Consider the following 11272-nt stretch of genomic DNA (forward strand, 5'->3'; position numbering starts at 1 on the left):
TTCTCTGTCGTTCCAAGATACTCCTCTGAAACCAAAATACGGGTCTGTGAGTATTCTACCCGGTGAGCACGCTGTGTGAAGCGCGGATGCGACACGGAAGCGAGTTCCGACAAGGTTGCGTTCGACTGAACTGCCGATTGACTGTCGAGGCCGAATTGGTGCTCGAGTGTCGTGTAGTACCGCTCTGTTTCGGGATCGAAAGCGATGCTGTCCCCACCACCAGCAACGGTGACTTCGAGCGCAGACGGGTCGAACAAGACGTACTCGTCGGAGTGGCCGTACGTGAGAATACCCCGTTCGACGAGATCGGCAACCACCTCGGTGGCTTCTCTACTCGGGCTGGGACTTTCGAAGTTCGCCACACGGTAATCGTTCCCCTCGTCAACGAGTTCGCGGACAATTGCCCGTTCGTCACCAGAAAGGGCATCCAGCCCGGGGGCGAACCGTACGTCGAGTAGACCGACTTCCGAGAGGGGGTCGTCACGTTCCCCGAGACGCTGACTGTAAGTGTGCGGTAGTGCACGCCGCGTGAGCCGGTCGTACAGTGCATCATCGTCGTCCCACCGCTTACGAGGTTGGTCCTTGAGACGCGATTTCAGGTCGAATTCGACGTTCCTCGCCACTCGTGGCGGTTCCAGCGACTCGTTGAGGCTATCGATGGACTCGTCGGCGTACTCGAGGACATCGTCGAATGATACCCACGAGGACGAATCGTCGTTCACTGCGCCACGGACGAGCAGTTGGTCCAGTAGCGTCTCGGTCTCGGGCTCGGAGAAGTCCCTGCTGAGCTCCTTCATGTCGCGGTGGGAGTCAGCGAACGAGAGGAGTTTGGCAGCTTGTTGTCCCTCGTCGTCAGCGACCGCACGCATCAGGTACTGTGATGTCGTCGCCGCCAGGTTGTTCGGGCTGCGCATCAGCTCGTCGAACCGACTTCCGATTTCGTAGCGAGCGTATGAGTGTGGACACGGAACAGCCGAGCCCTGAGAACTCATCGAGTGCACTCTACTGTGTGCGTCGAGCGTTTTGTAGGCCTGATGAGAGCCCGTTCTCTCGTGGATGTCGGGATCGTCACAACCACATCCTTCCCCGACGAACGCGGTGTCACACGACCGGCAGTGCTGGTCGTACTGGATCTCGAATAACCCTCGCTTCACGAACGACGACGACCCACACTGACACTGGTCGGGGGTATCTCGGAAGTGAATCCGATCACAGTTGTCGTTCGTACAGACCCACGGTAGGTGCCGAGTCGTTTCGAGTGGGGAATTACACTCTCGGCAACGTTCTGGGGCATCTTCAGGACGTCCGTACGTAGCGCCGCATTCAGTGCAATCGAATCGTCCTTCGACGCTAGCGACTTCGAACACAGAGCCTTCACATTGCTCACAGGCGAATTCGACTGTTTGGGTGCTGCCACACTGTGGATTGATGCAGGTCGCCGTCTCGGGGTCTGTCCGGACAGTACGGGATCCGCAGTCGGAACACTGGTCGATGGTGGTCCGTTCTGCCCGATGGGTGCACTCCTGGCACTCCAAGAATGGCTGGAACGTGGCACGAACCATCTGCACGGGGTCGTCTCGAGCGCCCTCACATCGGGTACAGACGTGGTCCTCGTCCTGCCCGACTGATCCGTGTTCGGTGGGCGTGTACGGTTCCAACTGATCGCACTCGGGACAGTACCAGGCAACGAGATGTTCGTCGCTACAGTGTCGACAGTATGTGGAACGAGTGACGAACTCGAATCCACATTCCCGACAGGTATCCTGTGGCGAGCGATAGACGGCTTCGCACGCTACACACGTGTAGAACCCGTCGATCGGCCAGGAGAACATGTGACTGCGGTTTTCCAAGATTCCGGAGAACTCCCCGAGTGTGCGGACGTTCTCCACCAGCGTATCGACACCTGTCTCATCGAGGTCGAAGGTCTCGGCCAACTGGTCGTGCAGTTCCGAGCGTGTCAGCGGATCGTCGTAGAGCAGTTGGTGGACGTACTGTACAACTTGCACGCCGGGATCGTCGTGAGCGCCGGTCAAATGGTCGAATAAGGCATCGGCGACCAGTGTCTCCCGGCGGTCCCGGTCGTAGCTCGATGCCTCCTCGAGCGTGTAATCGAACGTGTCCAGCCCCGGAACAGCGTCGTCCGGTATTCCCGTCGCACGCAGAATGCGGTCGACGGACAGACTGTGCGACGTAAGCTCTTCCGGGACGGACGATGGCAGCGTCACGTCGAGCTCACGCGGCGACTCGCTCACCTGTGTGACGTCCACGGCGCCGCTGACTTTCTGGAAGAGTTCGACATCGTTCTCGACGGTCGCGCTGCTCGCGATGAGTTGCAAGTCGTCGACGTCTCGGTTCTCTCGCAGCGCCTGTACGCGCTTCATCAACGTCGACGTGTAACTTCCGAACAGCCCGTCGTACGTATGAACTTCATCGAAAACGAGGAACTCGGGTTCGTAAATGAACCGCTGGTGCTCGTCCTCTGCGTTGGCATTGATGAGCCGGTAGTTGATGGTGTCGGGGTTCGTAAGGAGGATGTCTACGCCGTTTTCCAGGATGTCGTACCGGGTCAGTCGGAGGAAGTCCAGCGGTACGTCGTTCGGTTCGTCGTCCTCACATTGAGCTTTCTCCGGAATGAGCTTGAACCGGGCACCGGTGTTTCTGACGCGGACACCACCACCGCAGTCCTGACACTTGTCAAGATCGGGATTGTACCCTGGACACTCGAAGTGCTTGAACGTGGAATTGAGGTACCCTTCCGCACCCGACTCGCTCACGTCGCGGGGCGTATCCCCGTCGTAGATACCGACTGAGATGCGCTGAGACGACTTGAGCTGCTTATTGATGAGGTAGAGGTACTGGAGGAGGCGTTTCAACTGGTCCTGGGCAAGCGCCTTGGTCGGATAGATGAGCGTTGCCTTGACGCTCGTGTCGTCTCCTACGTCCTCTTCGTGGCGTTTCGCTTCCAGGATCCGATTGAGAATCGGAATGAGCCAGGCCTCAGTCTTCCCCCGCCCCGTCGCGGCAGTTATCACCGTGTCGTCACCGTCGAGTATCGACTCGATACTCCGCTCCTGAAAGTCGTAGAGCCTCTCGAACCCGATCTCCGAGAACGCTCGTCTGATGTGGGGTTCGAGGTGGGCCGACCTGGCGAAAGTATCCCACGAGCGGTCGCTCCAGTTTGGGATGTCGAGAGCTTGCAGGAACGGCCCACGCATTCCTGTGACGTCGCTCTCACCGTCGGCTAATCGATGCGCTACGCTGCGAGCGGCGCGTCCCCCTCGACCGATGAAGTAGTCGCGGTAGGCCCCTTGCATCTGTTCCGCGCGGGCAGCGGGGTCCTTCATTGTCAGAGGCTGAGTTCTACGGCCGACTCAAGTTCGTCGACGCGCTTCATCTCCTCGAGGGTCTCTATGGAGACGTCGGCCAGCGTGAGCTGCTGGGACTTGCTGAGTGTCTTCACGTCCTCGATAGTCGAATCCGACAGGTCGTGTTTCTCTTTGAAGTCGTCGAAGCTCTGGAGCGATTGGTGTTTCTCCCAACTGTCCGTAGCGTTCTCCCACTCGGACACGAACTTGGAGGCGCTCCCGCTGGAATCCATCAGATCCCGGGTTAGGAGGCGGTGCATGTGATTGAGCGTACGCGAGAAGTCCGAATTCTGGCCGCCGAGGATTTTTTGAAGTTCTTCAGCGGCGCTGACTCGCGTACTCCAAGTGTCTCGCTTACTCTTCAGTTTACTCTGAATAGTCTCGCTGACGTTTTCGACCTGCTCCTTTGCGGAGCGAATCTGACTGAGGTGAGTCTCAACTTCGGACGTGAGTTCGACTTTCGGTTCAGTCTCATCCTCGTCGAGAGAGATCTCGTCGTCCGACATCTCACTGCTCTTGACGTTCCCCAGCAGATCGTCCTGGGTAACGTCGACCACGTTCTCGGCCGTCTGGACGGCACTACCGAGCATCGTCGGTGCTGAACCACCGAACGCATCCTCGAGAACCGTCTTGTAGTACCGTAGGTCTCGAAGCGCTTCTTCGAGGTCGTCGAGTTCACTATTAATCTCGCTGATATTATGGCGAGCAATCGACACGTGATACTGGGTGTTCTGTGCTTGCTTGTGCTTTCGAGCCTTGTCCTCGAGTGCGTCGACAGCGGTGGGTAGTGATTGTGTCCCGGACATCTCACAGGTCCTCCGTCACGGAGATGATTTTCTGGCGCTTCTGCTCGTAGTCGCTGTACTCGCTGAGCTGTTTGATACGGTGTTCAAGATCCGCACCGGTCGCATGGTCTTTTTCCTGGAGGTCATCGATGAGCGAGTCGAACGCCTCGTAAATGTCCCAAGCGTCCTGTTCGTGCTGACTACGGGCGAAGTCATGAAGTCGGGCAATGAGCGTCATACCCGTTGTGTCCTCCATATTCTGGAATTGCTCGACGTCGGCGATGAACGCCGATAGCTTCACTTCCTCAGGCGATTCTGTTAGCGTCTCGTAGGCGTTTTCGTAACTCGGTTTAATCGGTACGTCCACCGCTCCAGCGCATTCATACAGGGTCTCGAACCACTCGGCCAGGTCGTCGACGGTATGGCTGCTATCGTACCAGCGCTCCACCGGTTCGAGTGCTTCCTGAATGTGGGATGCGTCCTCCTCGACGGTGAGGCGATCGAGTTCGGCAGCGTAGTCGGAAATCCGATCGAGCAGGCTCGACAGCTTCGTGTTCGCCTTGTTACGTGTCGTGCCAACCTTGTACGCGTCCGCGAGGTCAGCAGTGTCGATCATGAGCGCTGCGTCGACATGCGCTTGCGGGTCATTCGAAATTTCACGCCGTGCTTCAGAAAGACGCTCGTAGTCCACGACGTTCTTTTTGAGGAGGAAGATCCCCTCGATCAGGTCGCTGATGTCGCTGGACGACATTGTCAGGTCGCTGAACGCCTGTCCAAACGCACTATCTCTATCAAAGTGCTCGGAAACTGGTTTCCCGTACGGCTGATTACTGTCGTACTCCTCAAAAACGAGGTCAGGTTGAATCCCCCCGTCTTCGAACTCGACGCCACGTGCCGAGTTGATCAGGAAGCACTGGGCAAGCACCAGCGTCTTCTCGATGTCGAGTTCCGACGGAAGACAGTTCTCGATCTCCTCGCGCATCTCGTGTTTGAACTGAGCGACGTTCGTATCAGCCCACGCGCGAAGTTGGTCGAAATCCGTCGTCTGGGGATCGAACACATCGAAGAGCCCATACTCGAGCATACTGGTATAGAGGTCAGCGTGTTCGGGTCCCCACTCGATTTCGATGTCAATACTGGCCTGGCGCTGTTGGTCACCCTGAATGGAGACGGGGATGCTGTCGCCGCGTGCGTAGTAGATCCCTCCGGCGGAACGCGTCGACGCGTTGGGATTGCTGAGGCGCGTGGGTTCGTGCCAGCGTTCGAGTGTCGCGACGGCACCGTCGTGAAGCGTATCTGAACTCGGGTATTCCTCCCCGCTCGTTACCCAGTCCTGGAACTCTTGGAACTGCTGCTGGCGCTCGCGCTCTTCCTCCGTGAGTTCCGGTTCGTCGATGACTTCGACTTCTTCCTCCTCATCCTCAGTTTCGCCCTTTTCTGATTCCCCGGCCTCTTCGTCGTCTTCTTCGCCGCTCTCGTCGGTTTCCTCGTCTTCGTCAACGTCGTGTTCCGGTGTCGGCGGATTCTTGATTTTCTCGATGACGGCACTACCCCTTCCCCGTTCGAACACCACGTACTCACCCTTGACCGGTGCTTTGTCGCTGTCGGGGAGGTCGATGTCGAAGGTCTCGAGAATACCGACCTTGACACCGATTCCTTCGTCGACCGGGACGCCGTACCACCGGCTGACGTCCTGGTATATCTGGTCGTACTTCATGTCGATCTCGAAGGTCGGTGTGTCGACGAACGAGTTCGACTTCATCGCCTCGTAAGGCGGCAAACTCGACTTCAGACAGTGTTTGACAACCCGCAGGAGTAAGAGCCGCGGCGTCTTCCGGTTACTCCCCTCGTCGTTCAGTTGCCTGTATGCAACGTGGATGAAGCGCTCGTTGAACGGGTAAATGTCGTCGAACGCTTTCTCGACTTCTTCGGGGGCACCCTCAACGTCGGAGTTCCGCTTGATCGCATTGAGGTATGACCGGGCGAGTGCGACGGACGCGTCGTCGTCAAGGAAGTATGCCTCACCGTTCTCGTCGGTCATCGTCAGATACCCCTCCGAGCGCCCCTTCATGTACGTCGCAGCGTCCGCTCGGGCGAGCGCGTCGTTGATGTTGTCCTGTTCCCAGCCGATCGTCCAGCCGAGAACGATGTCGAAGCTGCTACTCCCGAGCTCAAAGATGTGGTCCAGGAGTTGCTCTTTCAGTACGCTGAAGGTCGTGAGATCCTCGCAGATGAGTGTCGGTCGAATGCCCTGGTCCTGATACCGCTGCGAGTATTCTTGGAGCAGCTCTTTGAAGTCCCCGACGAGGTTCCGGGAAAGGTACTCGTGGGCTTCGTTCTTGAGGACCGAGTAGAACACGTCCTTGTTCTCGGTGAGCTTGTTGCCGAAGCTCAACTGTAACCGAAGGTCTCGGTAATCCGTCCGGGTCAGAAGGTTGAAATCTGGGTTCTCGTCGCGTGATTCGAGAGCCTCTTGGTACTCCCGGATGTTCTTCGCGAAGATTTCGCGAAGGTCACTCTTGTCTCCCCGAGCTTCCGTCAGCTCACGAATTTCTTCGTCACTGAGATGTTCTGTTGACCAGATACCGCGAAGGTACTCGACGATTGCAGCGGCCGCATCGTCGGGGTCCAAGTCGTCGATGTTGCGGACATCGGTGTCGACATCCAAGGGTTCAGTCAGGATGTCGAGAATCTGGTCCATGCGGGTCTGGCTTCGTGACACGTGGAGCGCCACTCGGTCCTCGATCCCCTCGTCGTCCTCTCCGTACCCGTTGATCTGGTACTTTGTCCACTCACAGAGCTGCGACTTGCCAGATCCAGGTTCGCCTCGGAGGATGAAGATACGATTGGGGTCGTCGAGGCTCGACGCCGTAATGGCGTTGAGTACGTCTTCCTGGGTGACGAATTCACCGGAGACACCGAGCGGCGTCAGGTTTTCCGCGTAAATCCGGTCGATGTCGACGTGTGTCTCCTTGAACTGTTCTGGCGTCTTCTTTTTCGTGTGCGCTTCAGACGTGATGAAGTGGTCGACTTGCTGGTCGTCCCAATAGCTGGGCATCTCGTTGCCTGCCGTCGATTTCGGAGTCTGTTGACTCATTAGTGGGTGAGGAACTGGTCGAGGGGGTACTGGTAAGCCGTCTCGTTCGGTTTGGAGTGAACCGACACGTACGTCACGTCCTGCCGATTGCCGCGGGCGTCATCGTTGAGGTCTTCAGGTGGGAGCTTCACTTCATTCTGTGAATCTCCAGGTGCTGAAAGGTCGACGACGCCATCTTCGGCCATGTTCCGAAGTACGTCGGCGATAGCGGGGTGGATCTTAGGGGTTCCCGTCCTGGCCTCGTAGATGGTGAACAGGTTGTCGTTAACCCAGTTGAGCATCTGCTGAACCTCGCCATCGTCGACAGTGAGGTCGTCGTAGTCGGGGTCCTCACTCGAGGTGGTCGGAGCGAGCGCAAGGGCGTCGTACATCAACGCACGGCAGGGGCTCAAAACGAGGCCGTCCTCGGTCTCAGTGATGAGGCCCAGCTGCTCAGTCAGCGTCACCCACATATCGATTTTTTCGTCTGTCCAAGAGAAGTCGTAGTCAGTCTCCCGCTTCAGGATCGTCCGGATATTGTCCCGGCCAGCGTTCACTGTCCTACTTCCCTCGCTCAAGAGCGCTCGGTGGATATCTGCGAAATGACTCTGACGACTGCCCTGCTGGTTGCAGTGATACAGCAAGCGCGCCTCGAAAGGCAATCCCTCGAAGTGGCGATCATTGATTCGCTCAACGGTGTCGAGTACATCTCCTGTCGGGCTCTCCACAAGGTCGACAGCGTTCAGGAAGCGCAGTGAGTCTTCGACGTGGTTCGTTTTGAGCCCGCTGCCGGACGGGCGACCGAACTTACTCGCGACTTCTGAGGCGCTCGTCGTTCCCTGAAGTGAAGCCCAGATGTGTTTGAGTTCCGGTGCTCGCACCGAGATGAACCCGGTGAGTAATTTTTCCGGCTTGTGACTCGCCGGTGTGTACGTCGTACTCATGTGTCCTTTTGATGACGGTAGCGGTAGTTATCGAGCCGGTCCTCCTCGAAATCCACCCGCTCGATCATGTCGAGCATGCTGTTGGCGACCTTCTGAGTCGGCCCGCGCTCGGTCCAAGACCGAAGTGCTTCGCGAATACGTTCCGAGTAATCCTCGAGGACTTGGTCAACGTCCTCGCGGATGAGGTAGTAGAGGGGATCCCATGCAGGACTGTCTGCGGGAATGCGCGTGTAATCGAACAGATCTGGGATGGAACCAGCTTCAATACCGGCGCGCTTGTGGTGCGCTGACACTTGGTGGAAGTACAGGTTCTGTGTCGTTGACAAGGGGAGGGCGGAGTCAAGGTTGTATTGGAGGTACCGTTTCAGCAGCCCCTTGTAATCCGCGACCGAGCACTCGAATTCGTCGATGAACGACTTACCGGGTTTCTTCGTGAGTCGTGGCATCTTCGGGGTGCTCGTATCGGTGACCAGTACGTACGTCGTATCGGTTGGCCGCGCTCGAAGTAGCCGCCGAACGACATCCTGCTCATCGAAGGTACTGTCCTCATCCTGGAGTTCACCAGTCAGCATTTCCTGACTGACGTAGTGAACCAGCGGGAATTCGACATCATCGACACCGTTCTTTCGTAGCGTTTCGTTCGCTACGAGGTCGTATTCAACGAGTCGTAGTCCGTTGTCGTAGATGCTGGGATGGGCGATATGCCGGAGGCCAAACTGCGCGAGGAACGGCAGTGACCTGAGTTGTGCGCGGGCCTGGGAACCAGTCTTTGCGAGTTGTGGGTCTCGGATGACGAGAAATGAATCTCGTGTTCCGATGAAGTCCGCTAGTGCTGGCGTCTCTGAGTCGGGTGGGTCCATCATTCACCTGGGGTGCTTGGGTTTTTTGCGGCGTCTGTGTGGGATGGGGTGACGCCTTTCCTTCGCATCAATTACCCATAGCCGTAGCTACGGGATGCAGGCCTTCTCCGACCTGCTCGTGATATATGCTTCCGTGAACCAGTCATACCCCCGATAGCATAAATATGTCGGATAGATTATAATTATAGAGATGTATCTCTTTGTACCGGTGGTAACCATGAACCGGCACATGGTGTGCGAACGACCACCAGTTGCTAGCCAGACATCAAATAATTATCGTCGATGAAACAGTTCTCCATCGATTGCATTAATCTGGGACAGTGAAGAGGTCCGTCCGAGGAACTGCTGAGTGAGACGCATTTTGGACTCCGTTTTCAACCTAATCTGATGACTACTGTTGCACTATTTCGGAACAGTAACAGGGGCTCGACAGAATATTACAGGTATGAGAACGTACCTCGCGCCACTAGGATTTGACAGTCGACGTGTCGTTCGACCGGTATTAAGCGAAGGTTTAGACGAGTCGGATCGGGTTGTACTCCTCCAACCCGCGAAAAGTTCCGATCAAAGCGAGGACGCATTCGAAGAAGTGGCAGATGTGTTGACACAGGTGGTCTCAGACCTCGAGTTGGAGTCCGAGCAACTTCCATATACAGATTTTGTAGAAACGACGCTTCTCTGTACAAACCTTATACAAGCGGCGGAAGGTGAAACGATAGTCGTCCTCGGTGGTGGTGCGCGAGAGATCCTACTTCCACTAACGGTTGCCACGTTCTCCAACGAGAACTATATTGATACCATACTCCAAGTCGGTGATATTGACAGTAGTGTGCGTCGGATCCCTCAATTGAACCTTCGGGGGAATATTTCCAATGCTGAGACAACGCTACTCGCGGATCTAACAGACCTAGATACACCGTTGTCTATCAGTGAAATTGCTACCGAGCTCGAGAAGTCCAAAAGTACTGTTGCTCGCCACGTTGACAGTCTAGAATCGGAAGGATTCGTCCAAACAACTAAAGAAGGTCGAACGAAGACTGTAGAACAGACAGATAGCGGACGGATTTTTCTGAGTGGTGTTGAATTTAATAATCATATACACCGGGGGTAGCACTACACCCGATCTACGCTCCTCTTTGACATCCTGACCAGGGGATGACAAAGTGCCGTTTTTAACCTTCGATGAACAGGGGGTGCAAAGCTGCTGTGTTCCCGGAAGTAGTGGACTCTGAGAACAGAAATCAAATGACTCCGCTCGGTTAAACCGGGCCTCGAAAGCCATAATTGCGCCTTTCCGGAAACAACCCGGTCAGGCTTTTATGACCTGGCCGAAAATCAGTCTATCAGAATCAAATGATTCGCGATGCTCGCGTTCTCCGCGCCGGGTTCGTCCCTCGGGAAGTTGAGCATCGCGATGCCGAAGTCAACCACCTCTCCAGCGTTCTCGAGCCCATCACGAACGGAGAACCAGCCGACACAGCTATCGTCACCGGACCCAGCGGAACGGGGAAGACCTGTATCTCGAAATTCGTCACGGAACGACTTCGGGAAGAAGTTCTCGACGTCGAGGCCATCTACGTCAACTGCTGGCGCAACTACACCCGGTTCCGCACGCTCTACCAGATTCTCGACAATCTCGGCGCCACCATCGACATCCACCGGCAGTCGACACCGCACGACGAACTCGTCGACCGGCTTCAGCAGCACGACGGCCCGCGAACGGTCGTCATCCTCGACGAGGTCGACCAGCTCGAAGACCCTAGCGTCATCTACGACCTCCACAGCCTCCCGCAGTTCGCGATCATCTGCATCGCGAACAAAGAAGAGGAGCTGTTCAGCCGCGTCGACGACCGCCTCGTGAGCCGGCTGCGCTCCAGCGAACACGTCCGGATGGACAAGTACCACGACGAGCAGCTGTACGACATCCTGAGTGCTCGGGCAAAGTGGGGGCTCGACGAGGACGTCATCACCGACGACCAGCTCTACCGGATCGCCGATGCGGCCGCCGGCGACGCCCGCCTCGCAATCGGCATCCTTCGAACAGCGGCCAGCAAGGCCGACCGCGAGAACCAGGAGCGGATCACCAACGACATCCTCCTGGACGCCGCCGAGGATGCCCGGGCCCAGATTAAGCAGAAGAGCATCGATTCACTCACGCCACACCAGCGCGTCGTCTACGACATCGTTCGCGAACACGGCCCGGTCGGGCCCAGCGAGATCCACGAACGCTACTCCGAGGACG

General features: G+C 56.9%; 7 protein-coding genes. 2 read left to right on the forward strand and 5 right to left on the reverse strand.

Going from position 1 to position 11272, the window contains the following annotated elements; translation table 11 throughout:
• From AN233_RS00005 to AN233_RS17765, 5 genes are all read right to left on the reverse strand, one after another.
• Positions 1-3314, reverse strand: a 3314-nt coding sequence (locus tag AN233_RS00005) for a DEAD/DEAH box helicase (RefSeq protein ID WP_218055023.1), incomplete at its 3' end; no start/stop codon positions are given.
• A 32-nt stretch (positions 3315-3346) separates the two neighbouring features.
• The gene (locus tag AN233_RS00010; RefSeq protein ID WP_058364830.1) at positions 3347-4171 is read right to left on the reverse strand and encodes a hypothetical protein; all 825 of its coding nucleotides are present in this window, start codon (positions 4169-4171) and stop codon (positions 3347-3349) included.
• A 1-nt stretch (position 4172) separates the two neighbouring features.
• Entirely contained in the window at positions 4173-7247 is a 3075-nt protein-coding gene (locus tag AN233_RS00015; protein ID WP_058364831.1) for a hypothetical protein, read from the reverse strand.
• Entirely contained in the window at positions 7247-8170 is a 924-nt protein-coding gene (locus AN233_RS00020) for a hypothetical protein (RefSeq protein ID WP_058364832.1), read from the reverse strand. Before AN233_RS00020 ends, AN233_RS00015 begins: the two co-directional genes overlap by 1 nt.
• Positions 8167-9030 (reverse strand): hypothetical protein, encoded by an 864-nt coding sequence (locus AN233_RS17765; RefSeq protein ID WP_245625908.1) that lies wholly within the window; start codon positions 9028-9030, stop codon positions 8167-8169. Before AN233_RS17765 ends, AN233_RS00020 begins: the two co-directional genes overlap by 4 nt.
• A 445-nt stretch (positions 9031-9475) precedes the next feature.
• Here AN233_RS17765 and csa3 point away from each other — a divergent pair, with 445 nt between their 5' ends.
• Entirely contained in the window at positions 9476-10141 is a 666-nt protein-coding gene (gene csa3, locus AN233_RS15890; RefSeq protein WP_080508251.1) for a CRISPR-associated CARF protein Csa3, read from the forward strand.
• A gap of 242 nt (positions 10142-10383) precedes the next feature.
• Positions 10384-11272 (forward strand): Cdc6/Cdc18 family protein (locus tag AN233_RS00030; RefSeq protein ID WP_058364834.1); only part of this gene is annotated, 889 nt, incomplete at its 3' end.

The organism is Haloparvum sedimenti, from assembly GCF_001462205.1.
Taxonomy (GTDB): Archaea; Halobacteriota; Halobacteria; order Halobacteriales; family Haloferacaceae; genus Haloparvum; species Haloparvum sedimenti.